The sequence below is a fragment of the Parabacteroides sp. AF17-28 genome (assembly GCF_003479205.1).
Lineage (GTDB): Bacteria > Bacteroidota > Bacteroidia > Bacteroidales > Tannerellaceae > Parabacteroides > Parabacteroides acidifaciens.
Genome location: NZ_QUGV01000026.1, coordinates 52,244 through 74,074 on the forward strand (window position 1 = coordinate 52,244; position 21,831 = coordinate 74,074).

Sequence of the window (21,831 nt, forward strand, 5' to 3'; positions counted from 1 at the left end):
GATTCCATTCAGAATCCCCGCCCGAACTTATGCCAGAGCTCTCCTTCCATCTCTTCCCAGCAACGAAGGGTGGAATAGATAAAGTCGGACGAATAGCGGGTGAGATAGGCTTTGGCTTCCTCTTCTTTACCTTCTTTAATCAGGGCCGATACTTTATTTTCGATCAAAGGCATCTCGTCTGCCGCTTTTTGCTCAAAAGAAAGAACGGCCGGTTCGATCAACTTACGCCCATGCCCCCAGCTAACCTGGGCCAACCGGTTTGTGCGGCGGTATGTCCACAGAGCTGCATCCGGCCGGTAACGTTTATGCCCGCAAACCTTAAAGCTCTCGGGAACATCCGTCATCCCGGCAAACAACGGAACGCGGGGACTTTCTCCCGGATTATCTTCCGACCACCAACAAACACCTCCTATCGCATCCGGCAACCAATCACGACATTGTATCACAAATGAATAAGAGCACCAGACGACAGATATCGTACGTTGTTTCTCGATCTTCCTTTCTTCACCCCGCTGCGCATTCAGGAATTCTAACATGTCGTTCGTCATCCAGTTTTGCGCCAGAGGGCTTTTATAAGTGGTATCACGTTCTATTCCATCTTTATCTTTGATCTTTTTTGTGATCATTATATCTTTTGTCATATCCCACTCCGTACCTTCGTATGTTTCACGCAGCAGGCGGTTGATGTCTGCCAATGACACTTGCCGGTCCGGTTTGACAGACAGAGGAAGTTCCTCCATATCCATCGTCAGATCCAGAGAAGGCGCCAGTGTTTTCAAGACAAAGAAATCACGAATCGTAAAAGGCTTTTTTCCTGTTTCATGGATAACTTTCCAGAATTTGAACGGTTCTTTCCCATCCCAATATCCCAATTTAAGAGCTTTTTCTTTCAGCCCTTTGCTATACATAAAATTATCTTTATCCTTAAAATCCACATCCGAGATACGGGGCGTATTGGCAGACACCGTCACATGATCGTCCGGTATGCGCCGGGCGACCCATAATGCACTCGGATCATCCGGTCCCGCACCGGTAATCTCAAAAAACCAAAGTTCTTTTTTATCGGTAACTGTCAGACATTCGCCTCCATCGCGGTAGCCGTATTGTTCAGCCAAGCGTCCCATCAACAGGACGGCTTCACGCGCAGTGCTACAACGTTGCAAGGCTATTCCTTGTAAATCTTCTATATGGAAAAGTCCCTTCGGGTTACGCAGTTCTTTACGTCCTACAATTGTCGTTTCACCCATTGCCAACTGCTTCTCATTCATACAAGGATAGCCAGTGTTCAGATAAGCAAACGTATGAGGGACTTGAGGTATGGAGCCTTTCAAAATTACTCCCAAACGGTCGTTTTTACTTTCGGTATGGCGGAGATCCCAATAGATGTCAACCTTCGCCGTATCCGGCCAATCATGAGCAGGTACAACTTCCATCCAAGTCCGTGAAGTTCCATCACAGGTTTGGGATGTCATAACCGAACCATCGGCTGTAGCCAACTTTCCGGCAGCAATACTTGTACAACTTTCATCCGGATTTGTCAATTCGACTACACGGTCCTGAGCAGAAAGAGATGTAAAGACACAACAGAGGCACACAACTGCCTTAAATACATTTTTCATCATCATTAATTAGCAAAGCTTATCATTTCGGATGGCAAATATAAGATATTCTACGGAAAATCTATTTACGACAACGCCGTGTATATTTTCGACGATGCCAAAAATATTCATGGCAATGTCAAAAACATACACGGCGCCGCCGAAAACAGATTTCTCTTACATTATTGCTTATCTTCCCTGACGCTTACGCTCCAGTTCATCCAAAATGATCTTACGCATACGCATACTGTTCGGCGTAATTTCCACGTATTCATCACCTTTGATATATTCCAGAGCATCTTCCAAACTAAAGACAGTAGGAGGAGCCAAAGATACTTTATCGTCGGAACCGGAAGCACGCATGTTTGTCAGCTTCTTGGACTTCGTTACGTTTACAACCAAATCATTGTCTTTTGTATGTTCGCCAACAACCTGTCCGGCGTAAACCTCTTCCTGTGGAGCGATGAAGAAACGTCCGCGAGACTGCAGGTTATTCAGGGCATAAGCATAAGCCGTGCCTGTCTCCATGGCTATAATGGAACCGTTCGTACGACGTTCGATTTCGCCCTTCCACGGTTGGTATTCAAGGAAGCGGTGCGCCATGATCGCTTCACCGGCAGAAGCAGTCAGGACTGCATTATTCAAACCGATGATACCACGTGAAGGAATCGTAAATTCCAAATGCATACGGTCGTTCTTGCTTTCCATCATCGTCATTTCACCTTTACGCTTGGTTACCATATCGATGATACGGCTGGAACACTCTTCCGGCAGGTTGACTGTCAATTGTTCAACCGGCTCGCATTTCACACCGTCGATCTCCTTAATGATTACCTGCGGCTGGCCGACCTGTAACTCGTAGCCTTCACGTCGCATAGTTTCGATCAACACAGACAAGTGGAGCACACCACGTCCGTAAACCAACCAGGCATCGGCTGAATCTGTCGGAACAACACGCAATGCGAGGTTCTTATCCAGCTCCTTCATCAAACGATCGTAGATATGGCGGGATGTCACAAACTTACCGTCTTTTCCGAAGAACGGAGAGTTATTGATGGTAAAGAGCATAGACATTGTCGGCTCGTCGATAGCAATTGTCGGCAACGCTTCCGGCTCGTTTGCATCGGCAATCGTTTCACCGATCTCAAAGCCTTCTACACCGATAACGGCGCAGATATCACCGGACTGGACCGCATCCACCTTTGTACGTCCCAAACCTTCAAATACGTCGATTTCCTTAATCTTGGATTTCACCATCGAACCGTCACGTTTACACAACATGATATCCTGACCTTCGCGCAGTTCACCACGATGTACGCGGCCTACAGCGATACGGCCTACATATTTGGAATAGTCTAATGAAGTAATCAACATCTGTGAAGCTCCTTCCAGAACCGTAGGTTCCGGTATATACTTAATGATAGCATCAAGCACTGCCGTAATATCTTCTTTCGGTTCTCTCCAGTCTTCCGACATCCAACCCTGCTTTGCAGAACCGTAAATAGTCGGGAAATCGAGCTGTTCTTCCGTTGCGTCGAGACTGAACATCAGGTCGAACACCATTTCCTGTACTTCTTCCGGACGGCAGTTCGGCTTGTCTACCTTATTAATCACAACAATCGGTTTCAGTCCGAGCTGGATAGCTTTCTGAAGCACGAAGCGCGTCTGCGGCATCGGGCCTTCAAAAGCATCGACCAACAACAGACAGCCATCGGCCATGTTCAATACGCGTTCCACTTCACCTCCAAAGTCGGCGTGGCCCGGAGTATCGATAATGTTGATTTTATAACCTTTATAATTAATAGAGACATTCTTGGCGAGGATCGTGATCCCTCGTTCGCGTTCCAGGTCGTTGTTATCCAGGAACTGATCCGGCTCTGCCTGTCCTTCACGGAAAAGCTTACCAGCTAATAACATCTTATCCACGAGCGTTGTCTTACCGTGGTCTACGTGCGCGATAATCGCGATGTTTCTAATCTTTTGCATTGAAAACTAATTTATTGGCGACAAAATTACAATAAATTTGCGAGAAGTATATGACAATGGCGCTTCAAAATAAAAAAAGATACTGAAAAAGATTGGTCAATCAAAAAGGAATACCTACCTTTGTCCCCGCTTAGATAACATAGTATTAATTTATTAAAGTACAAAAGAATCATGTTTTTAGATTCAGCAAAGAAAAAAGAACTTTTCGAAAAGTATGGCAAATCTGCTACAAACACAGGTTCAGCAGAAAGCCAGATCGCACTGTTTACAGTACGTATCGCACATTTAACAGAACATCTGAAGGTTAATCACAAAGACCATAGCTCTGAAAGAGCTCTGAAGATGTTGGTAGGTAAACGTCGCCGTTTACTGGACTACCTGATCAAGACTGATATCGAAAGATATCGTACTATCATCAAAGAGCTTGGTATCAGAAAGTAAGAAACAATTTCTTCGCAAGAAGTTACAGAAAAGGATGGTCTCTACGGAGGGCATCCTTTTTTTCTTTTACAAAAGGACTTTGATTAATAAAAAATTAATGTAATTTTGCGCCGTTCAGTTACAAATTAAAAGAATCAACAAACAATAAACGAATAATACTCATGGGAAACAACAAAATCATCGGAGCGAAAATCAAAAGCATCCGTGAATCCAAACAACTTTCTATCGAGGAAGTATCCGAACGCTCAGGCTTAGGCATTGATCAAATAGAACGCATCGAGGGCAACATCGACTTCCCGTCTCTGGCCCCGTTAATCAAGATAGCCCGCGTATTGGGCGTCCGCCTGGGTACATTCCTGGACGATCAGGCCGAACTCGGTCCTGTTATTTGCCGTAAAAAAGACAGCAACGATGCGAACAGTATCGGCTTCAGCAATAACGACAGCAAAGCACGCAAGCACATGGAATATCACTCCTTGTCGCAGGATAAATCCGGACGCCACATGGAGCCGTTCCTGATCGACGTTGCGCCGACAAAAGAAGGTGTCGATTTTGTCCTGTCTACTCACGAAGGGGAAGAGTTCATCTACGTACTGGAAGGCATTCTCGAAATCAACTATGGCAAAAACACTTACATTCTGGAAGAAGGCGATAGCATCTACTATGATTCGATCGTGGCCCACCATGTACACGCCGCCGCCGACAATACGGCAAAAATACTCGGAGTCGTTTACACCCCCTATTAATCCGCTGCCTTTATGGAAATACAATTACAAGATAAAACACTCGGCCAATGGATGGAACACTGGGCCGAGACAACGCCGGACAGGGAATACCTGGTATATTCAGACCGCGACTTGCGTTTCACCTGGAAAGAATTTAACGAACGTGTAGACCGGATGGCAAAGGGCATGCTCTCGATCGGGATCAAGCATGGTACGCATGTCGGCATCTGGGCAACAAATGTTCCGGACTGGCTGACTTTCCTGTATGCAGCAGCCAAGATAGGCGCAGTGGCCGTTACTGTCAATACAAACTATAAGCAAAGCGAGTTGGAGTTTTTAGTTGAAAACGCCGATATCCATACAATGTGTATTACCGATGGCGTATTCGACGGCAGCTATGTCGACATGATGTACACGATGCTTCCGGAGCTGAAGGAATCGCAACGCGGTTACCTGAAAAGCAAGCGTTTTCCAGTCCTGAAGAATGTCGTTTACATCGGACAGGAAAAGTACAGAGGGATGTATAACACACCCGAATTGCTGCTCTTAGGAGAAAATGTAAGTGACGAGACTTTAATTGAAGCCAAAAAGTTGGTAACACCGCACGATGTTGTCAATATGCAATACACATCCGGTACAACCGGTTTCCCGAAAGGGGTCATGTTGACTCACTATAACATTGCCAATAATGGTTTGCTGACGGGCGAGCATATGAAATTCACGGGAGAAGACAAACTCTGCTGCTGTGTTCCGCTGTTCCACTGCTTCGGTGTCGTACTGGCATCCATGAATGTCTTGACACACGGCTGCACGCAAGTTATGGTCGAGAAGTTCGATCCGCTGGTTGTGTTGGCGTCTATCCATAAAGAACGTTGTACGGCGCTATATGGCGTACCGACCATGTTCATTGCCGAACTGAACCATCCGATGTTCAGCATGTTCGACCTGACTTCCCTGCGTACAGGCATCATGGCAGGTTCTCTCTGTCCTGTCGAGTTGATGAAACAGGTGGAAGAGAAAATGTATATGCGTGTAACAAGCGTGTACGGATTGACCGAGACATCGCCCGGCATGACGCATTCCCGTATCGAAGATCCGGCAGAAGTGCGCTATAATACGGTCGGACACGACTACGAGTTTACTGAAGTACGCGTGATTGACCCCGAAACCGGAGAAGAATGTCCGGTTGGCGTACAGGGCGAAATGTGTAACCGGGGCTATAATAACATGAAAGGTTACTATAATAACCCGCAGGCAACCGCTGAAGTGATCGACAAGAACGGCTTCCTCCATAGCGGTGATCTGGGCGTGAAAGACGAAAGCGGCAACTACCGGATCACCGGCCGTATCAAAGATATGATTATTCGCGGAGGTGAGAACATCTATCCGCGTGAACTGGAAGAATTCCTTTACCACCTGGAAGGCGTGAAAGATGTACAAGTTGCAGCCGTCCCATCGAAGAAATACGGGGAAGAGGTTGGCGCTTTCATCATTCTGCATGACGGCGTCACAATGACGGAAGATATCGTCAAGGATTTCTGCCGCGGAAAAATCGCCCGCCACAAAATCCCGAAATATATCTTCTTCGTCGATACTTTCCCTATGACCGGTAGCGGAAAGATTCAGAAATTCAAATTGAAAGACTTAGGATTAAAGTTATTGGCAGAGCAAGGGATTACGCCTGTATAAGTTTTTTTACTACCTTTGCAGCATTAACATTTTAGTATCAATTTATGTCACAATTATTTCCAACTAATCTGCCTTATAAAGTAGCAGATATGAGTTTGGCAGAATTCGGTCGCAAGGAAATCGAAATCGCCGAACACGAAATGCCGGGACTTATGGCACTCCGCAAGAAGTACGCCGACCAGAAACCCCTGAAAGGGGCTCGTATCACCGGCTCACTGCACATGACGATTCAGACCGCAGTGTTAATCGAAACATTAGTTGCGTTGGGAGCAGATGTTCGCTGGGCAAGCTGTAACATCTTCTCCACACAGGACCACGCTGCCGCAGCAATCGCTGCCGATGGTGTTCCCGTTTTCGCCTGGAAAGGTGAAACACTGGAAGAATACTGGTGGTGTACCGACATGGCGCTCCGTTTCCCCGACGGTAAAGGTCCGCAGATGATTGTGGATGACGGTGGTGACGCTTCCCTGCTGGTTCACATGGGTTACCGTGCAGAGAACGATGCCGAAACAATCAACCGCAAAGGTAGCAACCATGAAGAACAGGTGATCCTGGATACATTAAACCGTATCCTGGCTGAAGACAATACCCGCTGGCATCGTACAGTAGCCGAAATGAAAGGTGTTTCCGAAGAAACGACAACCGGCGTACACCGCTTGTACCAGATGATGGAAAGAGGCGAGTTGCTGGTTCCGGCTATCAACGTCAATGACTCCGTTACGAAATCCAAATTCGACAACCTGTATGGTTGCCGCGAATCACTGGCTGACGGTATCAAGCGTGCTACGGATGTAATGATCGCCGGTAAAGTGGTAGTAGTTGCCGGATATGGCGATGTCGGTAAAGGTTGCGCCCATTCCATGCGTTCATACGGCGCCCGTGTCCTGGTTACGGAAATCGACCCGATCTGTGCTTTACAGGCTGCGATGGAAGGTTTCGAAGTAACAACAATGGAAGAAGCGGTTAAGGAAGGTAACGTATTTGTTACAACTACCGGCAACTGCGATATCCTGACTATCGAGCATATGGCTCAGATGAAAGACCAGGCTATCGTATGTAACATCGGCCACTTCGACAACGAAATCCAGGTAGACAAGCTGGTAAGCTATCCGAATATCAAGCACACTAACATCAAACCGCAGGTAGACAAATATACTTTCCCGACAGGAAACTCCATCTTCCTGCTGGCAGAAGGCCGTCTGGTCAATTTAGGTTGTGCAACAGGCCATCCGTCTTTCGTCATGAGTAACTCATTCACGAATCAGGTTCTGGCTCAGATGGATTTGTGGACAATGCCTTATGAAATCGGTGTTTACCGCCTGCCCAAACGTTTGGACGAAGAAGTAGCCCGCCTCCACCTGGAACGTATCGGTGTCAAGCTGTCCAAGTTGACACAGAAGCAAGCTGATTATATCGGCGTACCGGTTGAAGGACCGTACAAAGCTGAACATTACAGATATTAATATCTCTCCGGAAGGAATCTTGTTTAAATCAAGGATTCCTTCCGGATTTCTATTTTGTAGACATGCAAACAAGACACGCAGACAGACAATTATATTTCAAGGAACAAAGTATTACTACGCAAAAATATGTAATACCGTTTATCGAAAAACATCGACAGATTACTGCCGAATCCAATATTCTCGAAATAGGTTGTGGCGAAGGCGGCAATATTAAACCGTTCTTAGATCTCGGTTGTAAAGTGACAGGTATCGACATCAACGGAGGTCAGATCGCCATTGCAAAAGATATTTACAGTACACACCCCAACAATAAAAACCTGACACTGATCTGTGAGGATATCTACAAAGTAACAGAACTAAACAACACATTTGATATCATCATTATCCGGGATGTGATAGAACACATCCCAAACCAAGAATTATTCTTGCCTTTTATTAAAAGATTCTTGAATCCTTACGGTATCATTTTTGTTGCTTTTCCTCCCTGGCAGAATCCATTCGGCGGACATCAACAAATATGCGGCAACAAGCTTCTCAGCCATTCACCCTGGATCCATCTATTGCCCCGTCCTGTCTATAAGAAAGTTTTGGAATGGGGTAACGTTAATCCGGACGGACTGTTGGAGATCAAAGATACCGGCATTTCACTGGAACGTTTTCTTTCAATCGTGCATAAAGAGAACTACCAGATACTCGAAGAAGTCCTTTATTTCATCAATCCGAACTACGAAACAAAATTCAATCTCCGTCCCCGGAAACTATGGGGCATATTGAATATCCCTTATATCCGTAATTTCTATACGACCTGCGGATATTACATTTTAAAGAATTCATAGATATGGCAACATCCCATTTATCCCTGATTATCCCTGTCTACAACCGCCCGAATGAGGTGGAGGAGCTGCTGGACAGTCTTACACGGCAAAGCGAAACAAACTTCGAAGTCGTCATCGTTGAAGATGGCTCCAAAGAGACTTGTGAACATGTTGTCGATGCTTTTAAGGATAAATTGGCTATTTCCTATTACTATATTCCCAACGGAGGCCCCGGAAATGCCCGTAACTACGGAGCAAAACAAAGTAAAGGCGATTATCTGATCGTTCTTGATTCGGATTGTATCCTCCCCCCCGATTACATCAAATCGGTAAACAAAGAATTGCAGGAAACCGGGGCGGACGCTTTCGGAGGACCGGACAAGGCCTCAGACAGCTTTACGGATGTTCAAAAAGCCATCAACTACTCCATGACTTCCTTCTTCACCACAGGAGGCATCCGGGGAGGCAAGAAGAAAATGGACAAGTTCTATCCTCGCAGCTTCAATATGGGAATCCGTAAAAGCACATACGAGGCGCTCAACGGCTTTTCCGCCATGCGCTTTGGAGAAGATATCGATTTCAGCATCCGCCTCTTTAAAAACGGATATAAAGTATGCCTGTTCCCATCTGCATGGGTCTATCACAAACGGCGCACAGACTGGCGCAAGTTTTTCCGCCAGGTCTACAATTCGGGTATTGCCCGAATCAATCTGTATAAGAAATATCCGGATTCACTTAAACTGGTCCACCTACTGCCGGCAATCTTTACTTTAGGCGTATTATTCTTCCTGATCGGCAGTATCTTCTGTGCATGGAGTTTATTGCCGCTCGGCCTATTCTGCCTGCTGATTTTTGCAGATTCCACCATACAGAATAAAAGCATCAAGATCGGCTTCCTGTCGATCATTGCATCGTTTATCCAGCTGTTAGGATACGGCTGCGGTTTCCTGGATGCCACATGGAACCGGTTAATCCTAAAAAAAGAGGAGTTTTCGGCATTTCAAAAGACATTCTACAAATAAGGGCGAGAAAACCTCGCCCCTACCATTTCCTTATTCTTTATTCTTTTTCCAATACTGCCACCCCGACCAACCGACTGCTGCAATCAACAGCAATAAGATCAGGAATGAGCTATAGGAGGCAACATAAGCAGCCGTGACATAACCTTGCGGTCTGAAGTCGAACACAATCGTATGCTCGCCTGCCGGAACACGCATCCCTCGCAAGATCCAGTCTGCACGGAAATGCGGCACTTCTTTACCGTCAATCGTTGCCGTCCATCCCGGCTGATAATAGACTTCAGAAAAGACAGCCAATTGTTCCTTATCTGCTTTACTCTTATATGTCAAACGGTTCGGACGGTATTCTTCCAACACGATTGTCGCTGTTGAATCTTTCTGCGGTACAAATCCTTCCAAATCTTTCTGGAAACGCTTATCGACAACAGCCGTCACTAACGGATTAATTGTATTCAACGCCTCGATCTCGGCATCCGCATTCTCCACAATATCCAGTTTATCTACGAACCACGCATTTCCAAACGCATACGGATTTCTCAACGGCTGCTGCTCCGGATTATAAATAATATAGCGGGTATTCAGCATATTCAAAGAAGGACAAGCCGCCAATGCGGACATCACATCATCTGCCGTCTGTGCTTTCTGTAAAGCCCCGATAATGCCACGCAATTCTCCATCCAGACGATGGTCGATCAGTTCCTGATAACGGCGCAGCTTGACAGCATGATAACCGCCAATCGAATGATGATAATAGGAAGTATTCGTCTCCTGCCAGGGATTATTGATATTCAGGACACGGAAAGTCGAATCCGTATCTTTCAGGATTTCCTTATCGGCCACTGTTTCCTTATACATTTCACTCGGCTGCTGTTTTACAAAATTGCTGTCATTCAAATAGCGGCGGTCCACCGTCCAAAGGTCAGCCAAAATCAGAACTGCCACACCTGCACTCACTACCGTAGCAGCCGTTTTCTTATTCTTCGCTTTCCAGAACCAGACAAGTAAACCGGCTCCCAACAGAATAAAGATCAAAGAGCGCAGTGCATCAGCCGAAGCCAATGAAGCACGGTCCATCAGCAAAGCCGTATAATACCATTCCGGAACCTGATTCTGGAACTGGGCATCATAAGCAGACTGGAAATTCAACAACAAAGACGGCATCAACCAAAGAATTACACAAATACCACCCGTCAAGCCCAACGACCAAAGGAACCCTTTCTTCAATCGGGCCTCGTCCACTTTCTGTGCCAGGATTTCCCGCAGCCCCCAAATACCGATAATCGGGAATACCAATCCCGGTATCACCAACGCCATTTCAACTGTACGGAACTTATTATACATCGGCAGATAATGGAACATCAAATCGTTGAAAGCATCGAAGTTACGCCCCAATGCCAGGAAAGTCAGAAAGACAGAACCGGCAAATAGCCACCATTTCATCCGATTCCGGACCACAAACATCCCTAAAACGAACAAGAAACAAACCAACGCCCCGAAATAAACCGGCCCGGAAGTAAAAATCTTATCCCCCCAATATGTGTAAGTCCGCAGCTCTTTCCCTACCTGCGCCCCGTTTTTCTTCAATTCTTTATACAATTCGGAAGAACTGTCCAACGTACCGCCGGAACTTCCGCCATATGTGTTCGGCACAAGAACCGTCAGCAGTTCCTTCCATCCATAACTCCACTGGAAAGCATAATCCTTATCCAGACCGGTAGAAACCTTTTCCACCTTTCCCGAAGCATCAGGCTTAGGCGTCAATTCCGTTGCACCACGAGTCGAATGCTGGCTCAAATCCCAGTTGGAATACATACCTTGCGCATTAGGCAATACCGCCAAAATAACGCAAGCAACCATAATCAACGAGGTCTTCAGCCATTCTCCATAGGCTTTCTCCCGGATTTTCTTAATCACATATCCTATATAGATAAACAGGCAAAGCAATACCAAATAATAGGTAATCTGAATATGCCCGTTCGCTAAAGACAAAGCTACCCCCAACAAGAACAGGACAGCCCCCCACAGGTAAGAACGCCTGAACAGCAAAGCCATCCCCGCCAACGTTACCGGCATATATCCAATCACATAAGCCTTCACAATATGCCCGGCCTCTATTATGATGATATTATACGAAGCAAAAGCAAAGGCAATCGCCCCGGCAATGGCCAGCCACCAGTTCACCCCCATGATACACATCAGAAGATAGAAACTAACCAAACCGACAAAAACCATAGCCGCATCACCATAACCGACCTTTTTCAACCAACCGTCTACAATCGTGTAAGAAGGCATACTCGGCGCAGGCTGTCCATATCCGGCCACATACGGCATTCCCCCGAACATAGCGTCCGACCAGGCACTGAACTCGCCGGGTTGTGCAGTCTTGGCATACTGATCCATCTGGCTATGTCCCATTCCGACAGCCTTGATATTATCACCCTGCATAACCACTTTCCCGTCAAACACCGCCGGTGAAAAATAGACCATCACCAGACCTAAAAACAAGATCAGGGCAACAATGTGTTTTCCCCACTGCTTTAGCAAATCCTTCATATATATGTCATTAAAATTCATACTATCAAACGCGCCCTTTCAGTAGTTTGGCTGTGTAGAAACGGACAGCAAACCACCCATGAAGCAAAACCGTAGCAAAAGTACCATAATATTTGCACATAATCGCATATCGTTCTCGCAATGATGCTTTTCTTTGCATCGTACTCGTCCCTCCATCCAGAAAATTGGACAGGGTGAGATGCGTATTATACAACACCCCGGCCTGCTTCATGCAACGGATACACCAGTCAAAATCGGCAGAATAGCGATATTGTAAATCATATAACGGAGCAATCGTGCGTTTTGTTATAAACGACTGGTGGCAAACCAACATCCCCATCCGAAAACTCTTCCACGAAAGCTTCCGGGGAGCCTTAAGCCGCCTGAGGCCTAACGACCGGCCTTCCTCATCCACGATATTCGTTTCGCCATAGACCACATCCGGCAAAGCCTTCCTCTTTTGTATCAGGGAAGCTACCCGCTGGACCGTATCCGCCGTACATAAAGAATCACCGGCATTGATAAACCAGACATAATCGCCCGTCGCCTTTTGAAGCCCCTTATTCATCGCATCATAAATACCCTTATCCGGTTCGCTCACCCAATAGGCAAACCCCGATTCATACCGTTTGATAATATCGACAGTCCCATCCGTAGACCCGCCGTCTATCACGATATACTCGATATGTGGATACGACTGGCTCAACACGTTCAGAAAAGTCTGTTCCGCCCAACGTGATGCGTTATATGTAATTGTTATAATTGAGAATAAAGGTTGCTGCATATAGACTTAGTGATCTATTTTTGTTTCTGTGCAAAGATAAGAAAGATATTCAAGAGTCAAACAAAACAGGTGTAGGCTTACGCTTTGTCGTGAACTGGAACAAGGAAAAGAATCGCTCCGGTTGGATAAAGTGAACCAGGTCCTTTGCTTATTTGGAAGTGAAGTAGGCGTCGTACCAAGTTAACAGGGATGAACGCCAACTAACTTACTAACTAACTTACTAACTAACTTACTAACTAACTTACTAACTAACTTACTAACTAACTTACTAACTACTCTTTACCTGAAAATTGCTCTTTCTTAAGTATTTCAAGGTAGCGCGAGCCTTTTTCCGTAATTCGATAGCCTTGATTAGGATCTTGCAAATTTTCCTTGGTCATTTCTATTAGTCCATAACCTAACAATGTACTTATATATTTCGTTTTATTATAATAATTATCAGAAACATGAATGAACTCCAATATTTCCCCTCTCTTTGCATTATGAGATGCCAGAAAAGACAATACACTTTGATACTTCTGTAAATACTTATATTCAAACCGGATATTGGCTAATTCCTCACGATCTATTTCTCTCATTTCAGGTTCTATAAAATCTTTATGGCAAGGTATTTCGACCAGAAAATAAGTTCGTTCTTCATCCGTTTCAAAAACAGCTCTTTCGGAACGATTGGATTGTAATTCTTTCTGTATAGTAGGAATACCGGTTCCCCGTCCCTCAGTCAAATCCAACTCCTTCAAATAATCTCCCAACTTCCGGTTGCGATATCTACGAGCCCGTATATTATTTCCCGCTTTCAAATCAGAAATATGGATTGACCGATCAGGACCATTATAGCTGATTATCTCTATTTTATCAGGATTAATTACGATTTCAACAGGTTCTCTTTCTTGGTAATTCCTATGATAAAGAGCATTCACAACTGCCTCTTCCAACGCCTGATACGGATAATTATAAAACTTTATTGCTTCCGCCTGATTTGGAACTTTTTTAATTTTCTCTTTAATCACATTCGTCTTCAGATAATTCAACGCTTCTGCAATCATCAAATGCACTGGTCCTTTTATCGAAGGTATCTCAATTATACTCGAAGGATTTTCCATTTTGCCTTCCGGGTAAATTACAATATCAATTTGTGTATAAGGGAAAAATCGATACGGTTCATAATTAAAAAGCATCAAAGCTACATTCTTCGGCAAAACTCTTTCCTGTGGGCCGACTATGAGATCCATCCGAGCAAGGATATCCGATAAACTCATACTTTCCAATTGATCCACCAACTTACTTTTTGTTCGGATTAAAAAATCCCGGACCAACGTCCCTGAAATATCATTTATCGTAGCACTCTGATTAACTCTGTCATCGAAAGGTATTTGATTACATAAACTTATCAATTCCTGCTCATTTTCTCCTTTTGCAATAATTGATGAAGAATTATAACGGATATAATAATTATAGGTTTTATTTTTTGCCTTCACATCATCCGGAACCTTATAAGGTCGATTTGAGCCACCTGGGACCCAGATCAAAAGGACTTTACGATCATCAATCTCTTCAATTGAAACTTTCGGGAAATATACTGGTTCTATCAAATTATTAAACTGCAATATCTCTCTTTGGATCTTATCAATTTGTTCCTCTTCCAACCCACATACAGGACGGGCAGCAATACCGTCTTTCTCTCTGATACCAATAACGATATATCCTCCTCCGATATTGTCAAAATCATTTGCAAAAGCACATATCGTCCGATAGATAGGAGCAGGATTCCACCCTTCTTTAAATTCAATGCGATTGCTTTCTATTGTCCGAGTAGATAGTAGCTGTTCTATATTAATATGCAAGGCCATCCATTTTTAATTATATTATTCAACAATTTTGACTAAACCAGTCCTTTCCATAGATACAGAACAAATATAAGAATTATTAAGTATTCTATATCCTTCCTTTCTGAAATTCAACTTATTTGTCGTTATTTTTCTTTATTTGCGCATAAAACCTTTTTCCATTTAGCCGATTAACATTCATGATAAACTAAAAACACCTATGCTTTGATGACAAAACATAGGTGTTTTTAGTTCAATAGATCCTCCACAAACGTCTTACTTTACTTTCCAAAATCCATTCTTTCGAGTCCCACTCTTTCAATAAACATTCCGTCCTTCAAATGTTTTACGATCTTACGAATATATTGCTCTGTCAAGTCCAACTACGCAGCCAAATCCGATTGACGTATATGCGGATTCAGGCAAATCAGATCTTATACTCATAAACAGGAGCGGGTAATCCTTCTTTTATACATGTGTCGATAATCCGTTGCGTCCCTCTCCCCCAACTTTCGATAAAACCAGCTTTATAAAAGACATCGGCAATCAGTTTATTATGTGGCCTTGAAGGATAGGATCTGGATAAATCCTCTACCGTGATATCCTGCAAACGAGCTTCGTTACCAATCACCAACTTATCATCATAAACCCGTATCTGTACTTTCTTACACAGGCATCCCTTTTTCGATCATATTTACTAAATTGATTGGAGGAAGGATAATTGCATTCAAAACTGTACCTTCGGTTTTCGCATGGATGATGCCACGCACTGTGCCCGTGACAATAGTCGCCATATAACGAAGAAAATCTACCGGTATTTCATGTTCTTTGCGCAACTGCTCTATTCCTTCCGGAGCTATATCAAAAAAACATTGCGTTTCCGATGTAAGAAGAAGTTCCTCTTTTTGCAAAAAGGAAAATGCAGCCGTACAACGAATACTGTCTAATGTCACACTATGTCCAAATGAGAAAGAAGCATGGATTTGGACCTCTTCACCATTAATATATTTATCCGGGAAAATGGCAAATTGTGAAATCTTAATCTGACCAATCTTATAAGGAATTGTCTGCATAATCAAGCTGCTGTTATATAATCATCAATCTCTCTGTTTGAATAAACGACACTCGTATAGCTACCCGATGAGACGGTACTGACATAAGGCGAATTTTCGCTTTCAATATATTCGTCCACATCTATAAAACTAAACTCCGGTATTTTTCCGATAGCCAAAGACAACTCAACGAATTTACTAATCTTATGATCATAATCACCGGAAAGAAGCTGTGTCACATACCCCTTCGAACAACCGAGATATTCTGCCAACTGTGTCTTATTCATGCCCCGCTTTTGCATAAATACATTTATCTGGCGGTATAATTCCATCTGAAGAGCTGTTGTCCAATATACCGGATTCTTTAATAATTCATCTCGTTTCATCGTTACTTATTTTTCTTGTTGTTCTTTTGATCTTATATATTCATCTTTCAGTCTTCGAAAGTAACTTTCATCTTTCTTTTGATTAGCCTTTGTACCACCCGTTATTACAATTTTTCCGCCAGGCTGTTCAATACCATAAACACGAAGATGTTTACTTTTAAATTCAAACTCCCGATATCCCCCTTTTGCGTTATCATAAAAATGAAATTTCGCAAAAGGTACAGATTTCAAACTGGCAACCTCATTCATGACAGCATATATCCCAACCAGTTCAGACTTGTAACAAGTTTCTATTTCTTCTTCAAATCTATCAAATGGGCAATCTCCGTCAACAATCAGTTTGTCAAATTGCTGCTTCCCATTCACTCCTTCTATATTTTCAAGAACAAAAGTAGGCATAATATAGTTTAGTTGTAACTAAATTCTCATATAAAAATACTTTATTCTCTATATTTTACCTTCCACCGCCTATTCTTACGTACTTGCATGCTCACATTCTTTCAATAAAACCCACGTTTATGAATCGGAATTTTTCTGTAACAATTTTTCGTACAATGCAATATACTGTTTAGCAACCACCTCTTCTGTGTAGCTCTCTTGTACTTTCTTCACGCAGGCGTCCGAAAGTGTTTGAGGATTTGGGTTGTTTAAAATCCATTGGATACCATTAGCTAAATCATTGGCATTCTTATATTCTGCTAAATATCCATTTATCTTATGGTCTATAATATCAGTTTGTCCGCTATTATTAAAACTAACAGCAGGGCAGCCACAAGCCATTGCCTCTATAATCGTTTGACCAAATGTTTCATAGAAAGAGGGCACAACCGTAACATCTGCTGCCGAATACAATTCTGCAATTTGATAACTATCACTTAACAGTCCCAACGATAAATACGGAATGACCAAACCGTCAAAAAAGGACTTATCGTTTTTAATTGCTCCGAACAAAACCAACAACAGGTCATCTCGACTCAAAAATAAAATACTCAAAGCTTCTTTCAGAAACTGGAAACCTTTAATCGGATCATCTAACCGAGCGGCTCCCATCAATACAATTTTCTTATCCAACGGGAAAGATAGTTTTTTACGTATTCCAATTTTTTCTTTTTTAGAAAAAACAGAAATATCAATTGCATTAGGTATGACTACAACATCCAAGTCTTTAGTCAAAGAACTTTTTCTTGCCTGTTCAGCCAACCAAGAACTTACAGCGACCAACTGAATACCAGAAGTTTTAAGAAAGTACTTCTTTCTCCAAACATAATGTGACAAATCACGCTGCTTATTTGACTTTAGAAAGGGACATTTCCCACATTCATCATGAAAGCGTTCACATCCCCAAGAATAATGACAAATTGCAGTACACGGCCACATATCATGCATTGTCCAAACAATTGGTTTACCACATCCCGTCAATATTTCAATTCCTTTCAAAGAAAGAAATCCTTGATTAATCCAATGAAAATGAATAACATCCGCTTTCTTAATCAAAGAATAGAAGTAAACTGGCTCTCCTACATTGGCGATAGAAACCGTAAACAATTTTGCCCTACTCAAATGATTTGACAAAAATATAATTAGTCTCTCCCAATAAAATCGAAACCTATTTAACCATGTATTCCTTCGAATAAGTTTACTCACCAGAATCCCGGTCTGCCTTAAAGCTCCCTCCAAACGGCTAGCTGCCACAGCAGCTCCCCCTACTCGTTCGGAAGTATTTAAAAAAACAACTTTCATCTTTCAAACGTTATTTTTCGATATCCACTATTCCGTTACAAATATCCCCAACAAATGTGCCCACATTTAATCAATCAACTAAATTTATTCCTTTAAGGGACTAAGTATTTTACCCTATTGACAATAATACCGTAGCTATTGATTCAGAACAAAGCTCCAAATTATATTGTTTTTCCGCTAACAATCGCGCTTTTCGTCCCATTTGTGCCACAATATCAGGATGAGCAGAAAAATAATTAATTGCATCAATCCATGCATTTACATCCCCATAAGGGACTTTTATACCGATACCTTCTTTTTCCACATCAATAGGAAATGTTGGATTATCAGTTGTAATAATAGCTTTACCCAAAGCTAAAGCCTCTACTAATGTTGTCAATCCAACAGTATAAGGATAGTCCAAACATGCGATAACTACCGCATAAGAATCATTTACAAAATGTGCGCACTCATCCAAAGACCAATCACCAAAATGTAAATTAATGTTCGAAGATAAATTTTTTAATTCAAAATATGCAGATAAATTCTTTTCTTCCCTTGCTCTAATATACAAACTACATGAATTTAAAACCATCTTACTATCGAATGCTTTCAGCAAAGTAAAAAAATCTCGATTTTCTGCTCCTGTCGAGATAAAACCATTTACATTCTTTTTACCCAAAAACATCTCATTATAATAAGACAAATCTGCTCCCCATGAAACAACAATCGCATTTTCTGGTTTAACTTTTGCTGTACGAATAGATCTTTCTCTTAACTCTTCACTAAAGAAAAACATTTTATCTATTCCTTTATAAAAAAGAGCTGAAGCGAGCCTTCTTAATCTATTTTTAGGAATAATAACAGCTGAATGATGCCATATAACAATGGGCTTTCGGAATAACCCTAATGCACGTAAAAGAATAACAAGTTCTAGTCCTCTAAAAGTAACAGCATATATTAAATCATATTTACGTATAGAAAATAAAGACTTAATTAGAACATATATCATCAAACGAATACGCTTATGATAAGGATCAAATGGAATAACCTGAAATATTGACTCTATGCCATATTTTTCTAAATGAGTTAGTCCATACAAAAGATGGCCTGGACATTTTTTGTTTTTCCAGTGTCGATATGTTTCACTAATGGGAATTAAATGATAAAAATATATTTTCTTCACAATAATCGTTTCTTTATTTTCTTATACTGATCATGTATCCAAGTATATTTTAGCCACTTAGCTAATAAACCTCCATTTATCTTATTTTGGAACTTTCGATGATTCTTTAGCAATAACTCATTATATCCATCAAAAGGAATAAATCGAGTAGATTGGTTTCTTGTATCTAATTTAGGTTTTACCCACCAAGCTTTTTTATTACCACAATGCTCACCCGTACCATCGAATCCCCAATTTTGAGTTTTAGAAACAACAGGAAAAACAGAACACATATTATGCTGGAACATGTGATAATAAACACGCAAATCATCTGCAACAATCTCTTTCCGAGAATCTGCTTGGAGAATTCCTTTTATATAAAAACCTATAGAAGTAAATATTCTATATTTTTGCTTATCTTTTTTTAGCTCTGAATAACGATCAAAATAATCATGATTTACAGAAAACCATCTATTTTTCCAACAAGCAAACCCCCATGGAGAACTACAAGAATAAAAATACACATCTTCCAAATAATCTTTCGGTATTCTAAATGGTAAGCTAAAACCACAAATAGAAAAGATTCGTTCATTATTCTCATAAAAGCGAAGTCCTTCATTCATATAATTAAGAAAATTAGACGAAACAACGATATCATCTTCCAGAAAAATAAATGTGTCATTATCTCTCAAAACATCATTTACTGCAGTTAAAATAGAATTATGAGCACCCATATTTTCTTTACGAAACAAGAGCTTGACATCCTTAAACCCTTTAATTTCACGAGCATATTCGCGAATGCTTTCAATTTGTTTTACATGCTCTTTTTTATACGCTGCATCAGAAACAACATATAGAACTGACATTTTTGCTTCTTTATTTGACAATAAAGAAGAAATACATCGTTGTAAATGTTCAAGACGATCATATACAGGAACTATTATAGGAGCATATTTTTGTACTTTCATATCCATTTCTTCAGGCTTTTACTTCTATCTCTTATTCTTCTCACAGGAATCCCTGCATATACTCCCCATGAATCCAAACTTCTATTAACAAAACTCATTGCTCCAACAACGCTTCCTTCTGAAATAGTTAAATTAGGCAAGACAACACAAGAGGCCCCAATTTGAGTATACTTTTTCAAAACAACAGGCCCACCCATTACATTAGTTGTTTCAACAGAGCACATTGGTCCGATCAAATACTCACCACCAAAATCATCAATAGCACTATATACAATAGTTTTAGCAGATACTCCTGAATAATCCTGAAGAGTTATACCCTTAGCACCATACAAAGCAACATATGCTGAAATATGTACAAACGAACCAATAGAAATAGAACCTGATAATATACAGAAATCATCAATTCGTACATTATTACCTATCGAAATAGTAGAAGCAGAGTATACACTAACTTTACGACTCAATAAAACATTTTTACCAATAGAAGCAAAACCTATTCGTTCTAATTCAGCCTCTGTATAAAAAGAATTTTCCATTATTTAACTATTTGACTTATCACTCTTTCTACATCTAATTCACTCAAATTATGATGCATCGGTAAACAGATTACTTCATCAGCCATCTTATAAGCTATTGGCAAATTTTCTCTCTTGGCAGAATCTAATCCTTTATATGTTGAAAAAGTAGTAATCAAAGGATAAAAATATCTCCTCCCATATATTCCTTCCAATTTCATCTTTTCATATAGTGTATCACGGCTCATTCCATAATCTTTCTCATTAACAAATATCGGAAAATAAGAATAATTATGTTTCACATTAGGAATGTCCTGAAAAAAAGATATCCCAGGTACTAATTTAAAAGCTTCTCTATAATGTATCGCAATCTGTTGACGTTTTTTTATAGCATCATCCACAAATCGCAAACTTAATAATCCATAAGCAGAACGCACTTCGTCCAACTTCCCATTGATACCTGGCGCAACAACAGTTGTTTCATTAGCAAAACCAAAATTTTTAATAAAATCAATACGCTGTTTTGTTTGTGCATCATGACAAACCAATGCTCCACCTTCAATTGTATTATAAACTTTAGTAGCATGAAAACTCAGTGTTGCCATATCTCCTGCATTAATAATAGACGTTCCATCTTTCTCCACCCCAAAAGCATGAGCCGCATCATAAATGACTTTTAACCCATATGTATTTGCGATTTCCTGAATACGTTCTATATTACAAGGTTGTCCATAAACATGAACAGGCATAATTGCTGTCGTTTTTGGAGTTATCGCAGCTTCAATTTTCTCAGGATCAATATTTCCTGTTTTAGGATCAATATCAACAAAAACAGGTTTAATACCATTCCACCACAATGAATGAGTTGTCGCAACGAAACTATATGGTGTTGTAATAACTTCTCCTGTAATCCGAAGTGCTTGCAAAGCACAAATCAAAGGAATGGTTCCATTAGTAAATAAACTTATAAAAGGAACCTTTAAAAAATCACAAAGTGCTTTTTCAAGTTCTTGATGATAATAGCCATTATTTGTCAACCATTTTCTTTCCCAAATATCTTTTAAATAAGGGATAAACTCCTCTATGGGAGGGATCAATGGAGAAGACACAGTTATCAATTGATTCAT

At 41.5% G+C, this 21,831-nt stretch carries 20 protein-coding genes; 6 read left to right on the forward strand and 14 right to left on the reverse strand.

All coding sequences use genetic code 11. From position 1 onward, the window contains the following. Positions 1-8: 8 nt before the first annotated feature. Together DWW90_RS16455 and typA are read right to left on the reverse strand one after the other, a co-directional pair. On the reverse strand, positions 9-1,622 hold the full coding sequence (locus DWW90_RS16455) for a dipeptidase (RefSeq protein ID WP_122345764.1): 1,614 nt from the start codon (positions 1,620-1,622) through the stop codon (positions 9-11). A gap of 165 nt (positions 1,623-1,787) precedes the next feature. Beyond that, a complete protein-coding gene (gene typA / locus DWW90_RS16460) occupies positions 1,788-3,584 on the reverse strand; it encodes a translational GTPase TypA (protein ID WP_115498369.1) in 1,797 nt (598 codons plus the stop codon). A gap of 171 nt (positions 3,585-3,755) precedes the next feature. On the opposite strand from typA, the gene rpsO reads away from it, so the two are divergent. From rpsO to DWW90_RS16490, 6 genes are all read left to right on the forward strand, one after another. After that, positions 3,756-4,025 carry a 30S ribosomal protein S15 gene (gene rpsO / locus DWW90_RS16465; protein ID WP_115498368.1) on the forward strand — a complete coding sequence of 90 codons (270 nt, stop codon included), beginning with the start codon at positions 3,756-3,758 and terminating at the stop codon, positions 4,023-4,025. 161 nt (positions 4,026-4,186) lie between these two features. Then, positions 4,187-4,771: a helix-turn-helix domain-containing protein gene (locus tag DWW90_RS16470; protein ID WP_115498367.1), complete on the forward strand. Its 585-nt coding sequence runs from the start codon at positions 4,187-4,189 to the stop codon at positions 4,769-4,771. Between the two features lie 12 nt (positions 4,772-4,783). Beyond that, positions 4,784-6,439: an AMP-binding protein gene (locus tag DWW90_RS16475; protein ID WP_115498366.1), complete on the forward strand. Its 1,656-nt coding sequence runs from the start codon at positions 4,784-4,786 to the stop codon at positions 6,437-6,439. Between the two features lie 44 nt (positions 6,440-6,483). After that, positions 6,484-7,902 carry an adenosylhomocysteinase gene (gene ahcY / locus DWW90_RS16480; protein ID WP_115498365.1) on the forward strand — a complete coding sequence of 473 codons (1,419 nt, stop codon included), beginning with the start codon at positions 6,484-6,486 and terminating at the stop codon, positions 7,900-7,902. Positions 7,903-7,964: 62 nt separating this feature from the next. After that, positions 7,965-8,738 carry a bifunctional 2-polyprenyl-6-hydroxyphenol methylase/3-demethylubiquinol 3-O-methyltransferase UbiG gene (locus DWW90_RS16485; RefSeq protein WP_115498364.1) on the forward strand — a complete coding sequence of 258 codons (774 nt, stop codon included), beginning with the start codon at positions 7,965-7,967 and terminating at the stop codon, positions 8,736-8,738. 2 nt (positions 8,739-8,740) lie between these two features. Continuing rightward, a complete protein-coding gene (locus DWW90_RS16490) occupies positions 8,741-9,739 on the forward strand; it encodes a glycosyltransferase family 2 protein (RefSeq protein ID WP_122332853.1) in 999 nt (332 codons plus the stop codon). Positions 9,740-9,769: 30 nt separating this feature from the next. Here the strand turns inward: DWW90_RS16490 and DWW90_RS16495 are convergent, their stop codons facing one another. The 12 genes from DWW90_RS16495 to DWW90_RS16555 all read right to left on the reverse strand — a co-directional run bounded on the left by DWW90_RS16495 (position 9,770) and on the right by DWW90_RS16555 (position 21,831). Next, a complete protein-coding gene (locus DWW90_RS16495) occupies positions 9,770-12,289 on the reverse strand; it encodes a YfhO family protein (RefSeq protein ID WP_122345765.1) in 2,520 nt (839 codons plus the stop codon). A 25-nt stretch (positions 12,290-12,314) separates the two neighbouring features. Continuing rightward, on the reverse strand, positions 12,315-13,073 hold the full coding sequence (locus tag DWW90_RS16500) for a glycosyltransferase family 2 protein (RefSeq protein ID WP_122345745.1): 759 nt from the start codon (positions 13,071-13,073) through the stop codon (positions 12,315-12,317). A 272-nt stretch (positions 13,074-13,345) separates the two neighbouring features. Continuing rightward, positions 13,346-14,923 carry an RNA-binding domain-containing protein gene (locus DWW90_RS16510; RefSeq protein WP_122345746.1) on the reverse strand — a complete coding sequence of 526 codons (1,578 nt, stop codon included), beginning with the start codon at positions 14,921-14,923 and terminating at the stop codon, positions 13,346-13,348. A 403-nt stretch (positions 14,924-15,326) separates the two neighbouring features. Beyond that, positions 15,327-15,530: an ATP-binding protein gene (locus DWW90_RS20860; protein WP_233547786.1), complete on the reverse strand. Its 204-nt coding sequence runs from the start codon at positions 15,528-15,530 to the stop codon at positions 15,327-15,329. 34 nt (positions 15,531-15,564) lie between these two features. Next, positions 15,565-15,972: a hypothetical protein gene (locus DWW90_RS16520; RefSeq protein WP_122345747.1), complete on the reverse strand. Its 408-nt coding sequence runs from the start codon at positions 15,970-15,972 to the stop codon at positions 15,565-15,567. 2 nt (positions 15,973-15,974) lie between these two features. Beyond that, entirely contained in the window at positions 15,975-16,337 is a 363-nt protein-coding gene (locus tag DWW90_RS16525) for a helix-turn-helix transcriptional regulator (protein WP_122345748.1), read from the reverse strand. A 6-nt stretch (positions 16,338-16,343) separates the two neighbouring features. After that, positions 16,344-16,736: a hypothetical protein gene (locus tag DWW90_RS16530; RefSeq protein ID WP_122345749.1), complete on the reverse strand. Its 393-nt coding sequence runs from the start codon at positions 16,734-16,736 to the stop codon at positions 16,344-16,346. A gap of 117 nt (positions 16,737-16,853) precedes the next feature. Next, on the reverse strand, positions 16,854-18,077 hold the full coding sequence (locus tag DWW90_RS16535) for a glycosyltransferase (RefSeq protein ID WP_122345750.1): 1,224 nt from the start codon (positions 18,075-18,077) through the stop codon (positions 16,854-16,856). Positions 18,078-18,186: 109 nt separating this feature from the next. Continuing rightward, positions 18,187-19,242, reverse strand: coding sequence for a glycosyltransferase family 4 protein (locus tag DWW90_RS16540; RefSeq protein ID WP_233547787.1), 1,056 nt, complete (start codon positions 19,240-19,242; stop codon positions 18,187-18,189). After that, positions 19,239-20,195 carry a glycosyltransferase family 2 protein gene (locus DWW90_RS16545; protein ID WP_233547788.1) on the reverse strand — a complete coding sequence of 319 codons (957 nt, stop codon included), beginning with the start codon at positions 20,193-20,195 and terminating at the stop codon, positions 19,239-19,241. Before DWW90_RS16545 ends, DWW90_RS16540 begins: the two co-directional genes overlap by 4 nt. After that, positions 20,186-20,725, reverse strand: coding sequence for an acyltransferase (locus DWW90_RS16550; RefSeq protein WP_122345752.1), 540 nt, complete (start codon positions 20,723-20,725; stop codon positions 20,186-20,188). The genes DWW90_RS16545 and DWW90_RS16550 overlap by 10 nt, the downstream gene beginning before the upstream one ends. Further along, a complete protein-coding gene (locus tag DWW90_RS16555; RefSeq protein ID WP_122345753.1) occupies positions 20,725-21,831 on the reverse strand; it encodes a DegT/DnrJ/EryC1/StrS aminotransferase family protein in 1,107 nt (368 codons plus the stop codon). Before DWW90_RS16555 ends, DWW90_RS16550 begins: the two co-directional genes overlap by 1 nt.

What these genes read in the sequence shown, in the direction of transcription:
- DWW90_RS16455 (WP_122345764.1), bottom strand. Translation starts at nt 1,622, where the DNA reads ATGATGAAAAATGTATTTAAGGCAGTTGTGTGCCTCTGTTGTGTCTTT.
- typA (WP_115498369.1), bottom strand. Translation starts at nt 3,584, where the DNA reads ATGCAAAAGATTAGAAACATCGCGATTATCGCGCACGTAGACCACGGT.
- rpsO (WP_115498368.1), top strand. Translation starts at nt 3,756, where the DNA reads ATGTTTTTAGATTCAGCAAAGAAAAAAGAACTTTTCGAAAAGTATGGC.
- DWW90_RS16470 (WP_115498367.1), top strand. Translation starts at nt 4,187, where the DNA reads ATGGGAAACAACAAAATCATCGGAGCGAAAATCAAAAGCATCCGTGAA.
- DWW90_RS16475 (WP_115498366.1), top strand. Translation starts at nt 4,784, where the DNA reads ATGGAAATACAATTACAAGATAAAACACTCGGCCAATGGATGGAACAC.
- ahcY (WP_115498365.1), top strand. Translation starts at nt 6,484, where the DNA reads ATGTCACAATTATTTCCAACTAATCTGCCTTATAAAGTAGCAGATATG.
- DWW90_RS16485 (WP_115498364.1), top strand. Translation starts at nt 7,965, where the DNA reads ATGCAAACAAGACACGCAGACAGACAATTATATTTCAAGGAACAAAGT.
- DWW90_RS16490 (WP_122332853.1), top strand. Translation starts at nt 8,741, where the DNA reads ATGGCAACATCCCATTTATCCCTGATTATCCCTGTCTACAACCGCCCG.
- DWW90_RS16495 (WP_122345765.1), bottom strand. Translation starts at nt 12,289, where the DNA reads ATGAAGGATTTGCTAAAGCAGTGGGGAAAACACATTGTTGCCCTGATC.
- DWW90_RS16500 (WP_122345745.1), bottom strand. Translation starts at nt 13,073, where the DNA reads ATGCAGCAACCTTTATTCTCAATTATAACAATTACATATAACGCATCA.
- DWW90_RS16510 (WP_122345746.1), bottom strand. Translation starts at nt 14,923, where the DNA reads ATGGCCTTGCATATTAATATAGAACAGCTACTATCTACTCGGACAATA.
- DWW90_RS16520 (WP_122345747.1), bottom strand. Translation starts at nt 15,972, where the DNA reads ATGCAGACAATTCCTTATAAGATTGGTCAGATTAAGATTTCACAATTT.
- DWW90_RS16525 (WP_122345748.1), bottom strand. Translation starts at nt 16,337, where the DNA reads ATGAAACGAGATGAATTATTAAAGAATCCGGTATATTGGACAACAGCT.
- DWW90_RS16530 (WP_122345749.1), bottom strand. Translation starts at nt 16,736, where the DNA reads ATGCCTACTTTTGTTCTTGAAAATATAGAAGGAGTGAATGGGAAGCAG.
- DWW90_RS16535 (WP_122345750.1), bottom strand. Translation starts at nt 18,077, where the DNA reads ATGAAAGTTGTTTTTTTAAATACTTCCGAACGAGTAGGGGGAGCTGCT.
- DWW90_RS16545 (WP_233547788.1), bottom strand. Translation starts at nt 20,195, where the DNA reads ATGGATATGAAAGTACAAAAATATGCTCCTATAATAGTTCCTGTATAT.
- DWW90_RS16550 (WP_122345752.1), bottom strand. Translation starts at nt 20,725, where the DNA reads ATGGAAAATTCTTTTTATACAGAGGCTGAATTAGAACGAATAGGTTTT.
- DWW90_RS16555 (WP_122345753.1), bottom strand. Translation starts at nt 21,831, where the DNA reads ATGAATCAATTGATAACTGTGTCTTCTCCATTGATCCCTCCCATAGAG.